Below are 19333 nucleotides of genomic sequence, written 5' to 3' on the forward strand. Positions count from 1 at the left end.
ACAGATCCTTTAAACGTACATTGAAACAGGTTCATTAATTCATTTAATGTTCATATGAACAAACGACCCTCAGGGTCAGAGCGCGCTATAACCCGGGAGCTGCATGATGTCTCAACCACAACGCTTACTTGGTGTCAGTCTGAAAATGTACTTTGGCTATCAGCAAACGCTGGCGTGGTGTCGCGAGGTCGCCAGACTGGCCGATCACCCGGCGATCGAAAGCGGCAGCGTCGGCCTGTTTATTCTGCCCGCCTATCCGGCGATCCCCGCCGTAGCAGAGATCTTCGCGAACACGCCGGTACGCGTTGGCGGACAGGATGTCTGCCAGGCGGAAAACGGTGCCTGGACCGGTGAAGTCAGCGCCAGCATGCTGCAGGAGCTGGGCTGTTCGCTGGCTGAAATCGGTCATGCGGAGCGGCGGCGACACTTCCGCGAGGATGCGGCGCAGATTGCCGCTAAAGTGGCGATGTCGCTGCAGCACGGGCTGACGCCGGTGCTCTGTATTGGCGAGTCAGAGCAGGGCACGCCCGCGGAGGCCATTGCGCTCTGTGCTGCGGAGCTTAACGATGCGCTGGCGCTGGCGGCGGCACGTGGCCTGCGGGGCGAAATTCTGTTTGCCTATGAACCCCAGTGGGCCATTGGCGCGCCGCAGCCAGCCCCCGATAGCTATATTCGTACCGTCTGCGCCGGGCTGCGGACGCTGCCGCTGCCCGCCGGTATTACGCTGAAGGTGATTTACGGCGGCAGCGCCGGACCGGGTCTGATCCAGCGGCTGGAGAGTGATGTGGATGGTCTGTTTCTTGGCCGCTTTGCTCACGACCCGCAGGCGCTGGCACAGATTATTGACGAGGCCAGCGCGCTCGCCGTTGGCATAGCGGGGCAGGCGAGATGAGTGTTATAACTTACGGCTGCTTACGATCGCGCTACACAGGACAGAGAAGAGATGGAGAATACCACGCCGGGTCAGGATGCTGAGCTGCTGACCGAGATTGCCGTCGCCTACTATCAGGATGCCATCACGCAGGAGGAGATCGCGCGTAAATTTGGTATCTCGCGCATCAAGGTCGGGCGACTGCTTAAACGCGCGCGCGAAGAGGGCATTGTGGAAATCAGCGTGCGCTACCATCCGGTTTTCAGTACCCGTCTTGAGCAGCAGCTGCAGCGCTCTTTTCCGCGCCTGCAGCGGGCGCTGATTGCGCTGGATTCCGCCGACAGCGATGAGCAGCGCCGTCAGGTAGCCGCGCTGGTGTCTGCCCATCTGGCGCAGACGCTGAAAGATAACGCTATCGTGGCGGTTGGGCAGGGACGTAACGTGGCGGCAGTGGCCGATCATCCGGGTCAGGTGCCCGATCGCAACTGCCTGTTTATCAGCGGTATTGGCGGCACGCACCGCCCGGGTGACGCCATTAACGCCGATCATATCAGCCGCCGGCTGGCAAAAAAGTTTGGCGGCAGCAGCGAAACGCTCTATGCCCCCGCCTACGTGGAGAACCGCGCGCTGCGCGACAGCTTTATGCAGAACGGCACGGTAAAAGAGACGCTGGATCGCGCGCGTAAAGCGGATGTGGCGCTGGTGGGGATTGGGGATATGAATGAGAACAGCTACATGGTGAAGCTGGGCTGGTTTACCCCGCGTGAAATTATCGACGCCAGCGTTAATCAGGGCGTGACCGGTGATATTGCCGGCTATGACTTTTTCAACGCCCGCGGTGAAGCGGTGGAGACGGTCATGAATGAGCGCGTGATCGGGCTGAGCATTGATGAACTGCGCCGGATCCCGTGCGTGATCGCCATAGCCGCAGAGAACACCAAGGCGATGGCGATACTCGGGGCGCTGCGCACCGGGGCCATCGATATCATCGCGACTTCGGCGCAGAATATCCGCACGGTGCTGAGCCTGGTACAGGCGCGCTGAAGCGCGCTTTAGCGTGTCTGAACGCGCCGGATCGCAATCTCTTCGGCGCGCTGCAGCAGCTGCTGCAGATCGTCCTCATCAATATCCAGCAGGGGGCCGCTCTCCAGCGCCTGATGCAGGTCGTCGCGCGTGAGCGGAACCGGCATCGCCACCGGCTGCGGTTTCGCCTCGGCGGCCGCCAGCGGATGAGGATAGCGGCGTCCGGCGAGGTTATTAAACACGATCGCCAGCAGCGCGAGGCAGACCGAGTTAAGCATCACCGGCGTCAGCACAAAGTGGTAGCCGAGCTGCGCCACGCTGCCGCCGCCGAGAATCGCCGTCAGCGCGACCGCGCCGCTGGGCGGGTGCAGACAGCGCAGCTGAAACATCACCGCAATAGCGAGACAGGCGGCAACTCCGCACGCCAGTGCCGGCTGCGGGATCAGCAGTGCCGTGGTCACGCCAATAACGCCGGCAACGAGGTTACCGCCAATAATCGACCACGGCTGCGCCAGCGGGCTATTGGGCAGACCAAACAGCAGCACCGCAGACGCCCCCATTGGCGCGACAAACCACAGGTTTACCGCACCCAGCATCCAGTGGCTGATGAGGCTGGTCAGCATAAGACCCAGCCCGGCTCCGAGGCTGGCCAGCAGGCGCTGTCTGCGCGCCACGGGCAGGGGATGTGGCCAGAAGCGGGCCAGAAACAGGCGCAGCGAGGCCAGTCGGCTCGCCGGTTGCGGTTGCGTCATAGAAAATCCGTGAGAAGCCAGAAACAGTGGCCGGGGATTGTCGCCTGGCGTCTGACGCTAAACAACCCTGCAGTGTGCAGGGATTTATGCGCGCACGCGGAAGGTGCGACAGCCTTACGCAACGGCGGCAGTTGAGGTATAGTCCGTTTTTTTTTCGGAGGAACCATGCTGCCTGACTTATCTACCCGCCTGAACAAATACATCAGCGAGAGCGGAATCTGCTCGCGCCGCGATGCCGATCGCTATATCGAACAGGGCAACGTATTTATTAACGGTAAACGCGCCGCCGTCGGTGCTCAGGTGTACGCCGGAGATGAGGTCAGGGTGAATGGCCAGCTGATTGAGCCGCGTGACGCCGACGATCTGGTGCTGATTGCGCTTAACAAACCTACCGGCATTGTCACCACCATGGAAGAGGGTGAGCGCGACAATATCGGCGACTTTGTGAACCACAGCAAGCGCGTTTTTCCTATCGGCCGGCTGGATAAGGATTCACAGGGGTTAATTTTCCTCACCAACCACGGCGATCTGGTTAACAAAATTCTGCGCGCCGGTAATAACCACGAAAAAGAGTATGTGGTGACGGTTGATAAACCGATCACCGATGAATTTATCGCGGGCATGGCGGGCGGCGTGCCGATGCTGGGCACGGTAACGAAAAAGTGCAAAGTTAAAAAAGAGTCGACGTTTGTGTTCCGCATTATTCTGGTGCAGGGGCTCAATCGCCAGATCCGCCGCATGACCAAACACTTTGGCTATGAAGTGACGAAGCTTGAGCGTACGCGCATCATGAACGTCAGCCTGAAGGGCATTCCGCTCGGCGAGTGGCGCGATCTCACTGATGATGAACTGATCGATCTGTTTAAGCTGATTGAGGATTCATCATCAGAAGATAACAAAACCCGGCAGGCGCAGGCGAAGAAAAAAACGGCGTCACCGGCGAAAAAAGCGCCCGCTGCGGCTGCAAAGCAGAGTGATAAAGCGGGGGGCCAGGGCGCGAATCGCAAACGCTTTACCCAGCCTGGCCGTAAGAAAAAGGGGCGTTAAGCCCCGGATTATCCGCCCGGCCTGCGGGCGGATCGGATTATTTATCGGTGCCAAACCCCTGTTTATGGAGCGCCGCCAGCACGTGCGGGAAGTAGATGTGCTGGTAGTAGCCGCTGACGCTGTCGCTCCAGCTCTCGCCATCGCTGCGGCCGGTAGTTTGCCAGTGCTGCACCAGCTGCGCGTTGTAATCAGCGATATGCTGCGGCAGATCCGCCTGCTGATAACGCTCTTCGTGGCGAAAAGTCGGCAGCGGCAGACGCGGCTTCTGGTGCGCAGGCTGGTCGACGTGGCCGATGACCACACCGGCAACCGGGAAGGTATAGTCGGGCAGATCCAGCAGCGCGATCATCGCTTCCGGATCGCGGCGGATGCCGCCAATCGGCACAATACCCAGCCCCTCAGCCCGCGCGGCGGCCATCACCGATCCCAGCGCAATGCCCACATCGGTGGCGCCGGATACCACGCTTTCAATACTCTGCTGCGCAACCTGTTCACGGCCGCTGGCTTCCATCGCCAGGCGCGACTTATGCATATCCAGCACAAAAGTCAGAAACACGGGCGCTTTCGCGATCCACGGCTGCCCGCCGGCAATGGCGGCAATCTGCTGGCGCTGTGCGGCGTCACGGGTGACGACAACGGATACCTGCTGGGAGTTTACCGAGGTAGGCGCGTAGTACGCCGCTGAAATAATTCGCTCAAGTACCGCATCCTCTACGGGCTGATCGGTATAACTGCGCTCACTCTTATGCTGAGCGAAAAGATCGATAATGGAACTCATGCTGCCTCCTGTTGTGGGGGAGAGAGCGTAGCAGGCCGGGTAGCGGGACGTTTTACCGTTATTGCCGTGAGGCAGAGGAGAGCGGTAATAAAAACCGGGTGCCGTGGCGGCACCCGGCCGGGACGTATTAGCTGACTTTCACCACGGTTTTACCGAAGTTTTTGCCATTGAGCATATCGAAGAACGCCTGCGGTGCGTTCTCCAGTCCCTCAATCACATGCTCGCGATAGTGCACCTTCTCCTGCTCAACCAGCGGCGTCATCGCTTTCAGGAACTCAGGATAGCGGTCGCCGTAATCCTGGAAGATGATAAAGCCCTGCATGCGGATACGGCGTTTCAGGATCCCCGCCATGATCAGCGGCGTGCGATCAGGCCCCGGCGGCAGGTCGCGGCTGCTGTAGCCCGAGACGAGGCCGCAGACCGGAACGCGGGCAGCGGTGTTCAGCAGCGGGAATACCGCGTCAAACACTTTACCGCCGACGTTCTCGTAATAGATATCGATACCGTCCGGGCAGGCGGCCGCCAGCTGGTCGGCAAAGTCATCACTGTGGTGATTGATACAGGCGGAGAAGCCGAGCTTTTCAATTGCATAGCGGCACTTCTCTTCGCCCCCGGCGACGCCCACCACGCGGCAGCCGTTGAGCTTGCCCAGCTGGCCCACGGTCGCGCCGACCGGACCGGTCGCCGCTGCAACCACCAGCGTTTCGCCCGCTTTAGGCTGACCAATGTCCATCAGCCCCATATAGGCGGTAAAGCCGGGCATGCCGAGAATGCCGAGCGCCCAGGAGGGGTGAGCCAGCTCGCCGAGCTTTGCCACGCCTTCGCCATCAGAAACCGCATAGGTTTGCCAGCCGCTCTGGGACAGCACCCAGTCGCCCGCTTTAAAATCGCTGTGCTTTGACGCCTCAACCTGACACACCGTGCCGCCAACCATCGGCTGGTCGAGTTCCGCTGGCGGCGCATAGGATTTACCGTCATCCATGCGGCCACGCATATAGGGATCCAGCGACAGCCACACCGTGCGCAGCAGCATCTCACCCTCTTTAATTTCCGGCACCGGTTGTTCCACCAGCCGGAAGTTCTCTTTTACCGGTTCGCCCTCGGGACGGGAAGCCAGCAGCCAGGCCTGGTTTGATACAGCGTGTTGCGACATAGTTACCTCTCTTATGACAAACGGGTGAGGCAAGTGTAGCTGAGGATGCGCGCGCTGCTGTTAGCGGATATTGCGCGAGCGGTCTGCCGCAATAGTTTGTCACTCATTCGCTGAAGGGTGTTATATAAGAGCGACCCAGTACCAGATTACACCCCGGGCCGTGCTGCTTCGCATGTGCCGTTTCCTGACCCCGGAGATCGTTATGATAAAACCGTTACGCGCCGCGCTGCTGCTGGCGACGCTGGCAGGCAGTACGCCGCTGCTGGCACAGACTTACGTCTATGTTTCAGAAGCCGGCGACGGTACGATTGCGCGCTACAGTCTGGATCAGCACGGTGCCCTGCACCTGCTGGGCCATACCCCGGCGGACGGCAAGGTGATGCCGCTGGCGCTCAGCACAGATAAAACCCATCTTTATGCGGCGATCCGCAGCAAGCCGCTGCAGCTGGCAAGCTGGGTGATTGACCGCCACAGCGGCGACCTGACGCAGAAGCAGCAGGTGCCCGCCGCGGCCAGCTATCCCTGGATCGTCGCTGAGCCGCAGGGGCGTTTTCTGCTGGCAGCCTCGTATGATGGTAACGTCGTTGATGTATACCGGCTGACGCCGGAAGCGAAACTGAGCGCACCGCCGGTGAGCCGTTACGCCACCGGGCCTGCCGCTCACTCGGCCATCGCCGACCCAACCGGCAAAACGGTCTATGTTGGCAACCTCGGCACCGACCGCGTGCTGCAGCTGACGCTGAGCGACAGCGGCACGCTGGCCGCGCTCGGCAGCGGGTATGTCGCTACGGCTAAAAACAACGGCCCGCGCCACTCGGTAATATCCGCAGACGGGCGCTTTCTGTATAACATTGGCGAAATGGGCGGGGTGATCACGCAGTTCCGGCGCGAGGCGAACGGGGCGCTGGTAAAAGTTGCTGAATCCCCCAGCGCGGTTGCCGCCTCTTATCATCTGGCCGAGGGGCGCGAACGGCCGCCGGGATACAACGATCCCACGCCGCGTATCTGGGCCGCCGATATTCATCTTACGCCGGACGGGCGCTTTCTCTACGTCAGCGAGCGCACCAGCAGTACGCTGAGCGGCTACCGTGTGGATCCAGAGAGCGGGGCGCTGACGCTGGCGGGCAGCTGGCCGGTGGAGAAGCAGCCGCGCGGATTTGCCATTACCCCGGATGGACGCGGGCTGGTGGTCAGCGGCGAGAAGAGCGCAGTGATTGGCAGTTATCGCATCGATCCGCAAAGCGGGGCGCTGACGCGCACCGGTGAAGCGCCGGTGGGCAGCGATGCCAACTGGGTAACGATCGTGCACTACTGACGGCTGTGCAGCCGGCGGTCTGCACAAAATAATTTTATGGAGCCGCCGCACAGCCGGGAAATGTGATCGCCGACACATTTTATCTGTTAACCGGACGATTCCCTCCGGTGCCGTGCAGCCACTACGCTGGCCGCTGCGGCACCGGCAGCTTCGATAAGCGGCGTTAACGGATCACCGTACGCGCGGGGCGTATCATCCAGCATAAATTTTGATGGCGAAACAATTTGTCGAAGTTATCTGCGTGAGCGCAGGCAGCAATCTGGCAGGATACGCCGCACTTAGTGCCTTCTGGTCCCTGTGACATGCCGTGGCTTACCCGACCCGCTCTGTTCTTTGCCGTAAAAACCACGCTCGCTGCGTTTCTGGCGCTCTGGCTGGCGCTGGAGATTAACCTGGATCGCCCCGCCTGGGCGCTGACGACGGTGTTTGTCGCTTCGCAGCTCTACTCCGCCTCGACTATCTCCAAATCGCTGTTTCGTCTGCTCGGCACGCTGCTGGGCGGCCTGTTTATCTTTCTGATTTTTCCGCTGACGGTGGCGCATCCGCTGCTGTTCAGCCTGGTGATTTCGCTCTGGGTCAGCGGCTGTCTCTGGCTCTCACTGCATGATCGGACGCCCAAAAGCTATGTGTTTATGCTGGCGGGCTACAGCGCGGCGATTATGGGGTTTCCGGAAGTGTACACGCCGTGGGGCATTACCAGCACGGTGCTGTCGCGTATTGAAGAGATCACCTTAGGCATTGTCTGCAGCAGCCTGATACACGGCCTGCTGTTTCCGGTCTCCATGCGCAGCCTGCTGGAGCAGAGCGTGACGCAGTGGTATCTCACCGGCCGCCGGCTCTGTCACGATCTGCTCTCCGGGCCGGTTAGCGCCGTCTCGCCCGAGCGGGAAGCGATCCTGACGCAGATGGCTACCGCACCGCAGCAGGTGGAAATTCTGATCACCCACTGCGTCTATGAGGGTGACGCTGCCCGCCGGCTGATCCGCTTAGTCAGCGCGCAGTATCAGCATCTCTCCTATCTTATCCCGACGCTGACCGCCATCGAGCTGCGCCTGCAGCGCCTGGCCGCGCGCAATATCCTGCTGCCTGACTATGTGGCACAGGGATTTCAGCAGTTCCTGCAGTGGCTCAGCGACGGTGAGGCGCCGGGCGATGTGATCGGCATTCAGCTGGAGCTGACGCACCGGCAGGCGCAGGTCAACGCAGCGTGGCGCGCCGGCGAGCTGCCGGTGGAACACTGCCTGCTGCTGAGCGGGCTGCTGGAGCGCATGATCGACTTTGTGCGCATCGCCGGGGCGTATCAGAGCGTCAGTGGCATGGTGAGCGATCTGTCGGGTGACACGACGCTGGCGCGCGGCAGACGCACCCACCGCTTCTTTGATCGCGGGCTTATCCGTCTTTCGGCGCTGACCGCTTTCTGCGCCACCTTTGGCAGCTGCCTGCTGTGGATGGGAAGCGGGTGGCGCGACGGCGCCTCTGCCCCGGTTATGGCGGCGATCCTGAGCTCTTTTTTCGCCAGCCTCGATACGCCGCTCACCTCGATGAAGCTGTTCGTGCGCGGCGTGCTGATCGCCATTGGCATCAGCCTGGTGTATGTCGCGCTGCTGCTGCCGCAGGCGACCTCGTTTGAGGCGCTGATCATCTGCATGGCGCCGGGGCTTATTGTGCTGGCGCTGACGATCGCCCGCCCGGCAACCAACCTGACTGGCCTGAGCGTGGCGATTCAGATCCCGGGACTGATCGGTTTTGGTCACCATCTGCAGCCGGATCTGGTGCTGCTGGTGAATAACGCCATCGCCTCGGTGACCGGTGTCCTGTTTGCCGCGATCGCCACGGCCATTATGCGCAACAAGCGGCCGTCGTGGAGCGCGCGGCGCGCGGTGCGGCGCGGACTGCGCGAGCTGCTGCGCTTTATTAAGGAGATTGAGCGCAACGGCTCATCGCTGCCGGCCCGGCAGCGCTTTATCAGCCTGATGCTGGATAAGGTCAATATGGTGCTGCCGCGTCTGCGTCTCGATCCGCAGTCAGATATGAGCAGCGCCGGTATGCTGCTTAATGAGGTGTGGCTGGGCGTCAACAGCTTCGACTACTACGCGCGGCACCGGGTGCTGCTGGGTAATTACCTGCTCGACAGCGGGGCGTTTTTCTATGAGCTGGGACGCTTTCTGAAGCAGCGGCTGAAGTCGCTGCAGAGCGCCCCGCACGCTGAACTGCAGCAGACGCTTGATCTGCTGCTGCTGCAGCTGGAAGCGCTGGCGCTGGACGATGAGCGCCTGTTTACGCCGCTGTTTCATCTGTTCAGCGTCCGGCTTTATCTGTTTCCGCAGCTGGCGTGGCCGGAGCCGACCGCCGGCCAGCGCGCCGCCCTGCAGCAGCACGCTCTGCGCCTGCGCACTCAGCCATCCCAGCTGTAGCCGCCCGGCACACGCGCAAAGCCAGCCGGTTTCAGCAGCGCCGTCAGCGGCGACTGGCTGGCCGGAGAGCCATCAATCTGCTCCAGCGTAAAGCGCAGGCGCGGCTCGCGCCGGAGGGCCGTGGCTAGCGCGCCAAGCGCCTGCTGCAGGATCTCCGGTGATGCACCGGCCGTAAAAGTATGCAGCTGTTTGCCGCCGGGCGGCAGCCAGAGCAGCGGCTCTCCCTGAAACAGCACCACCCAGCTGCCGCTGCGCCGCAGCGGTTTCGTCCCGGAGAGGGTCAGCGGCCACGGCAGCAGGGTGCCGAACGGATTAGCCGGATCCAGCGTAGCCAGCGCCAGCGTCGCAGCGGACGGCGCGCGCTGCAGCTGACGGATACGCTCAATCAGCGCCGGCTCAGCGAACTGCGCGGCACCCATGCCGCTGACAAAGCGCCCGCGCAGCAGGTGTCCGGCATCCTCCATCGCGCGCAGCACCGGCTGCAGCGCCGGAAAACCACCGGGGATCGCGCTGCTGCGGGCAGCGCCGTGCGTTGCCACGCCGCTGCGGTCCAGCAGGGCGCGGGTCAGCGTCAGCGCCCGCACCGTATCGGACGCCGGTCGGATGTTCAGCAGCGTCCAGCTGCCGGGCAGCGTCACGGTGGCGGTCAGGGCCGGACGCCCGCCGCCGCCGGGTGCCGCGCCAAAATGGCGTCCGGCCATGCGGCGACGGCGTGCCGGACGCGGTTTGCTGCGCAGCGGCAGCATCCGCAGCGGCTGCCAGTTCTGCGACGTGATCCAGCCACGCCACACCAGATCCCACAGCGCCGCGTCGGTATCCGGTGACGCGCCTTCACCGGCGTCGCTCTCTGTGGCGAGCTGCAGCTGCCGGAAGGTTGCGCGGCCGTGCTGCTGCAGGTGCGCCACAATCCGCTGCTGCAGAGGTGACAGCGTCACGAGTTGCGTCTCCGCCGGCAGCGTCATGATTGCGGCAGCGGCGTCAGCCGGGCAGAGTTCCACCCGCTCCTGTCGCGTGCCGGCTGCGCGGCTGCCGCGCCAGAGCACTTCGCCGCTCGCCAGCAGTTTGTCCAGCAGCGCGGGCTGGTAATCAGCGATACGCGCCGGGAAAATCTGGCTCTCCCACAGCCCGACAGGCAGGGCTACTCCGGCCAGCTGCGCGATCACCCGGCGCAGACCCGCTGCGCCGCTGAGCGGGGCGGTAAGCGCGTGGCGCTCCGTCAGCGCCTGCACCCAGGCCGCCGGCGCAGCGGGCTGGGTCGCCTCACGCGCCGCCTGCAGCGATGCCAGCCGCAGGCGCCGGAATACCGGCGCGGCGATCCACTGCACCCCCCCGGAGGCGGGTTCGCTTCTGACAACGCCCGGCGTCTCCGCCAGTAGTCTCTCTGCCGTGCCGGCGTCGAGGCCAAAATGCCGGGCGACCTGGCTGGCTCTCACCAGCGTGTGCGTCTGCAGATAGCGGCTGACCAGCCCCTGCAGCGGGCGAACCGCGCTCTCCGGCACTGCGCTGCCGCCAGCAGAGAGTGCCTGCAGGCGGGCGGCATCTTCTGCGACCGCAAAACAGGCCTGCGCACCAGACGTAACCGGCAGGATCCGGCCCGCCTGCTGCAGGGTCTCCAGCACGTCAGCCAGCGGCGACGCGCCCCGGTAGCGCCGGGCTATCTCTCCGGCGCTGAGCGGCCCCAGTTCGCGCAGCAGATCCACCACCGTCTCCTCGCCGGTAGCCTGGCGTGCTGGCGTCAGGCGCTGCAGCAGCGCTTCCGTCTGCGCAATGACGTTTGCGTCCAGCAGCTGCTCTGGCGGCAGCGCCCCGATCAGCTCGCTGAGCAGTGACGTATCCAGCGCCAGCAGTGCGGCCAGCTGCTCAGCCTGTGGCACCGCCCGGCGGTCGGCGTCAGCCAGATGGCCGGTCAGCAGCGCGGCAGCGAAGGGCGAGGGCGCGTCAGTGGTCACCTCGCGCAGCTGCACCTCTCCGGCGCGGATCTGCGCCATCAGCTGCTGCAGCGCGGGCAGATCATAGACATCCTGCAGGCATTCACGCGCGGTTTCCCGCAGCAGCGGAAAATCCGGGAACGGCCGCACGGCGTCAAACAGCTCTGCGGCGCGCAGCCGCTGCTGCCAGAGCGGGGTGCGCTGCCCGGCACGCTGACCCGGCAGCAGCAGGGCGCGAGCGGCGCATTCGCGAAAGCGGGCGGTAAACAGCGGCGATCCGCTGACGGCGCGGCTGACCCGCTGCTGTAACTCATCCGGCGTAAACTGCAGCCAGTCGGTAAGTGAAAACGTGGCATGCGGCGGCAGACGCGTCACAATGCCGTCGTCGCTGGCGACCACGTCAGCCGTCATGCCGTGCTGTTCCGCGAGCCGATCGGCCAGCGCCAGCGCCCAGGGCGCGTGTACGCGTCTGCCCCACGGCGAGTGCAGGATAATGCGCCAGTCGCCGCTATCGTCCGCACAGCGCTCAATCAGCAGCGTGCGATCGTCCGGCAGCTGCCCGGTCGCCACCTGTTGCTCACGCAGCAGCGTCTGCAGATTACGCCGGGCGTGCGCGTCCAGCGCCGGATCTTCTGCCGTGCCGTTTGCAATCTCACGCAGATAGCGGCCGCGTGCCGCGCCGAGCGAGGCGGCGCGTCCGGGCGCATCCGCCTGCCAGAACGGCAGCCGTGCGGTGCGTCCCGGTGCCGGTGTGACAATCACCCGGTCGCGCATAATCTGCTGAATACGCCAGGTTGTGGCTCCCAGCGTCACGATGTCATTGACGCGCGAGCCGTAAACCATCTCCTCATCCAGCTCGCCCACGCGGCGGGTGCCGGCCTGCGCCTCACCCTCCGGCAGCATCACGCTGACGCTGCCGCGATCGGGAATGGCGCCGGCGTGCATAATCGCCAGCAGCTTTGCGCCGGGCCGGGCGGTGATGCGATCCGTCTGCGGATCCTGGATCAGGCGCGGGCGCAGCAGGGCAAAAGCGTCAGTGCCGTCGCGTCCCGTCAGCATCGCCAGCACCGCATCATAATCGTGCCGCGACAGCGTCAGAAAAGGCGCGCTGCGCGTGACCTGCTCAAACCAGCGGCTGGCGTCCAGCGGCGCTATGGCAGCAGCAGCGATGGTCTGCTGGGCAAGAATATCCAGCGGGTTCTCCGGCACGGTCAGCGGCTCCGTTTCGCCCGCCAGCATCGCCGTGACGATCACCGCCGTCTGCAGCAGATCGCTGCGCGATCGGGGCCAGAACTCCCCCTGCGGCGTGCTGCCTGGCCGGTGTCCGGCGCGCCCGGTGCGCTGCAGGGCGCTGGCCACCGACGGCGGCGTACCGACCTGAATCACCTGTCCGACGCTGCCCATATCGATCCCCAGCTCCAGGCTGGAGGTGGCCACCACGCAGCGCAGCGCACCGCTCTTCAGCGCGCTCTCGATCAGCAGGCGCTGCTCCCGGGCAACGGAGCCGTGGTGCGCGCGTGCGATCTCTGCGGCGTCGTCGTGCTGCTGCTGCCAGCGGGCGTTAAGGCGCGCCGTCAGCTTCTCCGCCAGCGCGCGCGAGTTGGTAAACACCAGCGTGGTGTGATGGCGCAGCACCGCGGCCAGTATTCCCGCTTCCAGATGCGGCCAGAGCGCGCCGGCTTCGCTTTCGCTCCCTGGCAGCGGCGGGGGCGCCGTAAGATCCGGCACCGGAACCGTAACGCGAAGCTGCAGCGGGCGCGGCAGCGGCGGGTTGACGATAGTGACCGGGCGGCAACCGGCCAGAAAGCGCGCCACGGTCTCCGGCGGGTTTACCGTTGCGGATAATCCGATACGCTGCGCCGGCCGGGCCAGCTGCGCATCGAGCCGCTCCAGCGACAGGGCCAGATGGGCGCCACGTTTGTTGCCCGCCAGCGCATGAATTTCATCAACGATGACGCTGGTGACGCCGCGCAGCGTATCGCGCCCCTGCGAGGTGAGCAGCAGATAGAGCGACTCCGGCGTGGTGATCAGGATATCGGGCGGATGGCGGCGCAGCGCTGCCCGCTCGCGCGCCGGGGTATCGCCGCTGCGGATCCCGCAGCGGAGCGTGATGGCCGGCTCGCCCTGCTGCTGACGACAGGCGCTGACGCCCGCCAGCGGTAGCTGCAGGTTGCGCGCCACGTCGGCGGCCAGCGCTTTAACCGGCGAGATATAAAGCACGCGTGTGGTTTCTTCGCGCGCGACGGCGGCATCCGGACTGCGCTCGCGAAACAGCGCATCGATGGCGTGCAGAAACGCCGCCAGCGTTTTGCCGGAGCCGGTCGGCGCCACAACCAGCGTATGGCTGCCGCCGGCGATCGCCTCCCAGGCCGCCTGCTGAACCGGCGTCGCCTGATCGAACGTCTGCGTAAACCACAGGCGCGTGGCGGGTAGAAAGTGCGACAGCGGTGGGACAGACATCCCGGACTCCTTGCGGGTAAGAGGGCGCGATTAGCAGTGTAGTCGCCCGCGCGCGGCTGAACAGGTTATATACTTGATGCTCAGCGATTTATTACGGGAGCTTGTTATGAACAGCGTAAAAATGGCGTTACTGGCACTGGCGCTGCCGGTCAGCGCGCTGGCCGCGCCGGTATTTACTCTGCAGTCGCCCGATTTTCAGGATGGCGGTATGCTGCAGAAGGCGTTTGCCAGCAATAAACCGGGCAATCCGGCGTGCAGCGGCGAGAACCTCTCACCCGCCTTCAGCTGGCACGACGCGCCGCCGGGCACGCGCAGCTTTGCGCTGCTGATGACCGATCCGGTGGGTGCGAAGGGACTCGGCGTGGTGCACATGGTCGCCTATAATATTCCGGCGGAGCGGCAGCAGTTTGCGCGTGGCGAGCTGAGCAGGGGAACCGGTTATACCGGCGGCACCAACAGCCCCGGCACGGCGCACTACTATGGACCCTGTCCGCCTGCGGGCAGCGGCATGCATCACTACAATTTTGTGATTATCGCCACCGATCTGCCGCCGGACAGGCTGCCGGCCGGGCTGACGCATGATGCGCTGATCGCTCAGCTTAAAGGTCACGCGCTCGCCGGCGCTACCCGCGTCGGTCGCTTTACCAACGATGAGTAAACCGTCACGCCCGCGTCCGTGCCGTGCCGGCAGTTATCTGGCGTCGGCGGGCGCCACCTCCAGCTCCAGCTGGTTTTCTGCCAGCGTTTTACCCTGTGCGTCGATAAGCCAGGTCTGCACCTGCAGCGGGGCGGCGCTGACGGGAGTGAGCGGCACATCAAGCACTTTACTGCCGGTATCAGCGGCCGCCGTGATCTGCCGTTCGCCGCGGGCGAGCGGATGACCCTGCTGGGCGGCGCGCCAGCGCAGCGTAAGCGCCGGAAACGCCTGCGGCAGATCGTTAATCACCCAGAGTGACAGCGCGCCGGGTCTGGCGGCCTGCCAGTTCAGGGTATGGGGATCGATAGAGGGCAGCAGCGGCTGGTAGGCGCGCTGCAGGGCGTAATAGCCCGCTTTCGGCTGACGCAGGTAATCCACCACGCCCCAGTTGATTGAGGGCCAGGTTTCCACAAACATAAACTGAAACAGCGCGGTCACCGGCTGGAAGCGCTGCCGCCGGTAACTCTCGGCCGCCACGGCGACCAGCTGCGCCTGATAGCGCTGGGTGTTTTTGATAAAGTCATGGATGTTGTTGCCCCGGCTGATGCCCGCATTTTTAAACGTCTGGATCGGCTGGAAATTGTGATATTTCCAGCGCGTCCAGAGCGGATCGCCGGGTTCAGTTGAGGCTGGCCACCATTCGCGGCGCGGAATGATGCTCTTCAGGGTGGCAAGATCCGGCAGCGCCTGTGCGCCAAACTCCGTGACGGTGGCCGTTTTCGCCGGTTCAAGCAGATTATTCAGCGTGCCAAAATACCAGCCTGCCCAGTAGTGCTCCTCCACAGCAGAGTAAGGATGCACAATGCGGCTGCGATCTTCCGCCAGCGCCTCTGCCACGCGCCGTGTCAGGGTACGGTTAAGGTCTTTATGCCAGTCGGGAAAGCGCTTTTCCATCCACGGCGAGTTAAACGGCGGCTCGTTCTGGCCGCCCCAGACCACGATAGCCGGCGAGTTGCCAAACTGTGCGGTCATAGCGCGGGTCTGCGCCACCGCGTTATCCGCAAAGGCGGCGGAGTCGTTATAGCCCCACTGCAGCGGCACATCCTGCCAGATCAGCAGCCCGCGCTCGTCAGCCGCCTCATAAAGCGCCCGGCCCGCCACGTGACCATGCACGCGGATAGCGTTAGCGTTCATCTTCTCCACCAGCGTAAAATCGCGCAGATAGCGCGCTTTGTTCATGGTGCTGAGCCACGGCGAGCCGATGTAATTGGTGCCGCGAACAAAGATCCGCCGATCGTTGATGCGCCAGCCCTGATTATTTTCCAGCGCCTCCACCTTGCGCAGGCCGGTACGGCTGCTGCGCCGATCCATAACGCCGCGATCGTCGCGAAGCGTGGCGCTGACCTGATAAAGATGAGGTTTGCCATAACCCACCGGCCACCACAGGCGCGCCGCCGGCATCGGCAGCGTAACCTGCAGACGCGCCGGCGTATCGCCGGTCGCCTCCAGCCGCACGCGCTGCTGCAGCGCAAACCCCGGGCCGGAAAAGTTATCCGGCGCGGCGCGGAGGGTCAGCGTGACGTCAGCCGCGACCGGAGCGCGGTAGCGCAGTTCAGCAGAGAGTTGCGGCTGCGTAAGCCCCTGCGACCAGTCGGGGCGCAGGATCAGCCGATCGATTGTCGCCCCCCGGCTGATGCGCAGTCGTACCGGCGCCCAGATGCCGCCGGAGTTCGCCTCCTGACCGCGATCGCTCCAGGCTCCGCCGGGACGCGTATCGTGCTGGTTCAGGATCCCTTTCATCAGGTTCTTGTGCAGCGGCCAGGTACCCGGCGTCGCCTCGCGCGGGCTGTCGACCCGCACGGCCAGCCGGTTGTAGCGGCGCAGGCTGTCAGTAAGATCCACCGCAAAGCGCTGGAAATATCCCTCATGCTGCGCCAGCCGCTGGCCGTTGAGCCAGACGTCAGCCAGGTAATCGACCCCGTCAAACTCCAGCGTCGCCTGCTGATCCGCCTGCAGCGGCGGCAGAGAGAACTCATGGCGATACCAGAGCGCGCCCTGATGATCGCGCCCGGCGCTATACCAGTTAGCGGGAACGCGCAGCGCCGGCCATTTGCTGTCCGCTTCGCGCCAGCCCTCAAAGCCGGGGGTATTCGCGTCATGCACGCGCCATTGTCCGGCCAGCGACCAGCTGACCGGTGCGTCGATGGCGGCGGCAGCGGGCAGGCTGACTATCAGTAGCAGGGGCAGTAAACCACGCATCACTTCTCCTCCAGCAGGGTGCGCAGCTGCTGGCGCACCCGCGTACACTCGTGTATCAGGTTTGCACGCAGCTGCGCGGCATCGATGGCGTCACCCTGGCGGATCTGCGTTTCAGCGGTCTGCAGCGTATGGGTTAAGGCTGTGAATCCAAAAATGGCGGCCTCGCCCCGCAGCTTGTGACAGTGGCGTGACGCGCTCGTCCAGTCGCCTTCACTCAGCGCGCTCAGCAGCTGCGTTTCGATCTCCGTCAGCGAATCGGCAAACAGCAGCAGCAGTTCGTGCAGCAGCGTCGCGTCCAGCCCGAGCTGCTGCGCCAGCGCGGCGGCGTTGCCGGCTGGCGCAGGGGGGACGCCAGCCGCCGGGTCAGGCAGCGCCATGACGCGGCTGATCTCCTGATGCAGCATCTCCTGACTCACCGGCTTGGCCACGTAGCCATCAAAGCCATTCTGCAGGCAGTACTCCTGGTCGCCCTTCATCGCGTGCGCCGTCATGGCAATGATGCGCTGGTGGCGGGGCGGCGACGCGGCGGCTTCGCGTTCGCGGATCAGGCGCGTCGCTTTTTCACCATCCAGCTCCGGCATCTGCAGATCCATCAGCACCAGGTCCCAGCCATCCTGCTCCAGCAGCGTCAGCGCCTCCAGCCCGTTACCGGCGATGGCAAACTCGTGACCGAGCCGGGTAAGGAAATGGGCGGCAAGTTTTTGATTCACCAGATTGTCCTCGGCAAGCAGAATGCGCAGCGCCTGCGTGGCGGGGTCGGCCACGGGGCTGGCCGGCGCGCTTTCCGCACTGCCGGCGGGCTGGCGCTGCCCGGAGGCACCCGCCAGCGCGTCATAAAGCTCACGCTGATCGATCGGCTTAGCCAGAAACTTATTCACGCCGAGCTGCCGCAGCTGTTCTGCATCCATCGCCCGGCTCATCGAACTGAGCATAATAATCTGGCTGGTTGCCAGCTGCGGGTTTGCCCGGATCTCCCGCGCCAGGTCAAGGCCATCCCGATCGGGCATCTGCGCATCCAGCAGGATCAGCGGAAAGTCGGGCTGCGCCTGCAGCAGCGCCAGCGCATCGGCGGCGCTGGCGGCGAGGCTGGGCTGCAGGCCCATATTGCGCAGCATGTCGCTCAGCAGATGGCGGTTAGTGGCGTTGTCATCCACCACCAGTACCGGAAGTGGTGCCAGGCGCGGCGAATGCCGCACCGGATCGCTCTCTGTCTCTGCCGGCAACGGCAGAGAGAAGGTAAACGTGCTGCCGCGCCCCGGCTCACTCTGAACGGTCAGCGAACCGCCCAGCCGCTCCACCAGCCGGGCAGAGATGGTGAGCCCGAGCCCGGTGCCGCCATATTTGCGGGTGGTCGAGGTGTCCGCCTGGCTGAACGATTCAAAGATCAGCTGCTGCTTCTCCGGTGGAATACCGATGCCGGTGTCGCGCACCTGAAAGCGCAGCCGGTTGTGCGTGGCATCGCGCGTCACGGCCAGTTCAACCTCGCCCTGATGGGTAAACTTCAGCGCGTTGCTGATGAGGTTGGTCAGGATCTGGCGCAGGCGTACGGTGTCGGCGAGAAAGGTGGCGGGGACGTCCGGGGTGACGTTAATCAGCAGCTCCAGCGCTTTTTCGCTGGCGGCCGGCATCAGCGGCCGCGCCACGGCGTGCAGGAACGGGCGGATCTCAAACCGCTCTTCATCCAGCTCAATTTTCCCCGCCTCTATTTTGGAGTAGTCGAGAATATCGTTAATGATGCGCAGCAGGGTGTGGGCCGAGTGATAGACCAGCGTCATGTACTCGCGCTGCTCCGCGGTCAGCCGGGTATCAAGACAGAGCTGCGTCATACCCAGAATGCCGTTCATCGGCGTGCGGATCTCATGGCTCATGTTCGCCAGAAACGCGCTTTTGGCTTCATTGGCCGCGTGCGCAGCGGCAATCGCCTGCAGCGAGAGCTGTTCTGCCTCTTTGCGCTTGGTAATGTCCTGCAGCGTGCCAATGACGCGCTCCGTCTCGCCGCTGACCGTGACGCTGGCTACCTGACCGGAGAGCAGCATCCAGCGGTAGTTGCCGCTGCGGTGCAGCAGACGAATTTCCCGTTCAAATACCGGCAGCTGTTTGTTGCTGGCGGAGGCAAACAGCTGCTGCAGCGGCTCGCGATCGTCCGGGTGCAGCAGCGTATCGAGAAAGGTGGCGCTGTAGTGCCAGGTTTCACGCGGATAGCCCAGCATATTGAGCAGCGCATCGTTAACCTGCAGCAGATCGTGCTGCTGCTGCCAGTCCCAGATGCCAATCTGGGTCGATTCCGCCGCCAGCACAAAGTCGGCGTGCAGCTGCCGCCGCGATGCGTCAATCAGCGTATAGCCCGAGACGTCGATATGCAGACTGACGATCCCGCCTTCAGGCGTGCGGTTATGCTGGACAAACACCTGGCGATTAGCGATGCGCCGCATTTCACTGTGATTGTCGAGCCGGCAGCGGCTTACCAGATTATCGATCATCGCCTGACGGCTGCGGTCATCCTCTGTCATGTAGGCGGAAGCGATAAAATCCTGCGCCAGCTCGGTGAGCGTCATACCGACGCGGATCCGCTGCTCCATCCCGGGATAGAAACAGACCACCTGCTGGTTATAGGCCACCAGCCGCTCCTGTGCGTCATACATCAGCACCGCGGCGCGCAGGGAGTCGAGCGCTTTGGGTAACAGGCTTTCCGGCAT

General features: G+C 63.9%; 12 protein-coding genes. 6 read left to right on the forward strand and 6 right to left on the reverse strand.

Annotation, left to right across the window (positions count from 1 at the left end; translation table 11 throughout):
- Window positions 1–106 precede the first annotated feature (106 nt).
- Together AC2CF9_RS02080 and AC2CF9_RS02085 are read left to right on the forward strand one after the other, a co-directional pair.
- Window positions 107–892, forward strand: coding sequence for a triose-phosphate isomerase family protein (locus AC2CF9_RS02080; RefSeq protein ID WP_150016115.1), 786 nt, complete (start codon window positions 107–109; stop codon window positions 890–892).
- Window positions 893–943: 51 nt separating this feature from the next.
- Window positions 944–1915 (forward strand): sugar-binding transcriptional regulator, encoded by a 972-nt coding sequence (locus tag AC2CF9_RS02085; protein ID WP_039384324.1) that lies wholly within the window; start codon window positions 944–946, stop codon window positions 1913–1915.
- Window positions 1916–1923: 8 nt separating this feature from the next.
- Here AC2CF9_RS02085 and AC2CF9_RS02090 read toward each other — a convergent pair whose 3' ends face one another.
- Window positions 1924–2646, reverse strand: coding sequence for an HPP family protein (locus AC2CF9_RS02090; protein ID WP_484556140.1), 723 nt, complete (start codon window positions 2644–2646; stop codon window positions 1924–1926).
- Window positions 2647–2811: 165 nt separating this feature from the next.
- Between AC2CF9_RS02090 and rluF the strand changes: the two genes are divergently transcribed.
- Window positions 2812–3693, forward strand: a complete 882-nt coding sequence (rluF, locus tag AC2CF9_RS02095; protein WP_484556141.1) for a 23S rRNA pseudouridine(2604) synthase RluF — start codon at window positions 2812–2814, stop codon at window positions 3691–3693.
- Between the two features lie 37 nt (window positions 3694–3730).
- On the opposite strand, the gene AC2CF9_RS02100 is transcribed toward rluF, so the two are convergent.
- The gene (locus tag AC2CF9_RS02100; protein WP_150016118.1) at window positions 3731–4471 is read right to left on the reverse strand and encodes a nitroreductase family protein; all 741 of its coding nucleotides are present in this window, start codon (window positions 4469–4471) and stop codon (window positions 3731–3733) included.
- A 127-nt stretch (window positions 4472–4598) separates the two neighbouring features.
- Window positions 4599–5624 (reverse strand): NADP-dependent oxidoreductase, encoded by a 1026-nt coding sequence (locus AC2CF9_RS02105; protein WP_150016119.1) that lies wholly within the window; start codon window positions 5622–5624, stop codon window positions 4599–4601.
- A 202-nt stretch (window positions 5625–5826) separates the two neighbouring features.
- Between AC2CF9_RS02105 and AC2CF9_RS02110 the strand changes: the two genes are divergently transcribed.
- Both AC2CF9_RS02110 and AC2CF9_RS02115 read left to right on the forward strand, forming a co-directional pair.
- Entirely contained in the window at window positions 5827–6939 is a 1113-nt protein-coding gene (locus AC2CF9_RS02110) for a lactonase family protein (RefSeq protein WP_484556142.1), read from the forward strand.
- A 302-nt stretch (window positions 6940–7241) separates the two neighbouring features.
- On the forward strand, window positions 7242–9353 hold the full coding sequence (locus AC2CF9_RS02115; RefSeq protein ID WP_484556435.1) for an FUSC family protein: 2112 nt from the start codon (window positions 7242–7244) through the stop codon (window positions 9351–9353).
- Here the strand turns inward: AC2CF9_RS02115 and AC2CF9_RS02120 are convergent.
- Window positions 9335–13741 (reverse strand): DEAD/DEAH box helicase, encoded by a 4407-nt coding sequence (locus AC2CF9_RS02120; RefSeq protein ID WP_484556143.1) that lies wholly within the window; start codon window positions 13739–13741, stop codon window positions 9335–9337. The two genes, AC2CF9_RS02115 and AC2CF9_RS02120, sit on opposite strands and share 19 nt — an antisense overlap.
- A 106-nt stretch (window positions 13742–13847) precedes the next feature.
- On the opposite strand from AC2CF9_RS02120, the gene AC2CF9_RS02125 reads away from it, so the two are divergent.
- The gene (locus tag AC2CF9_RS02125; RefSeq protein ID WP_484556144.1) at window positions 13848–14399 is read left to right on the forward strand and encodes a YbhB/YbcL family Raf kinase inhibitor-like protein; all 552 of its coding nucleotides are present in this window, start codon (window positions 13848–13850) and stop codon (window positions 14397–14399) included.
- Between the two features lie 33 nt (window positions 14400–14432).
- Here the strand turns inward: AC2CF9_RS02125 and AC2CF9_RS02130 are convergent, their stop codons facing one another.
- Together AC2CF9_RS02130 and AC2CF9_RS02135 are read right to left on the reverse strand one after the other, a co-directional pair.
- Window positions 14433–16637, reverse strand: coding sequence for a glycoside hydrolase family 2 protein (locus AC2CF9_RS02130; protein ID WP_484556145.1), 2205 nt, complete (start codon window positions 16635–16637; stop codon window positions 14433–14435).
- A complete protein-coding gene (locus tag AC2CF9_RS02135; protein WP_484556146.1) occupies window positions 16637–19333 on the reverse strand; it encodes a response regulator in 2697 nt (898 codons plus the stop codon). The genes AC2CF9_RS02130 and AC2CF9_RS02135 overlap by 1 nt, the downstream gene beginning before the upstream one ends.

Source organism: Pantoea sp. SYBGC1 (assembly GCF_057197005.1).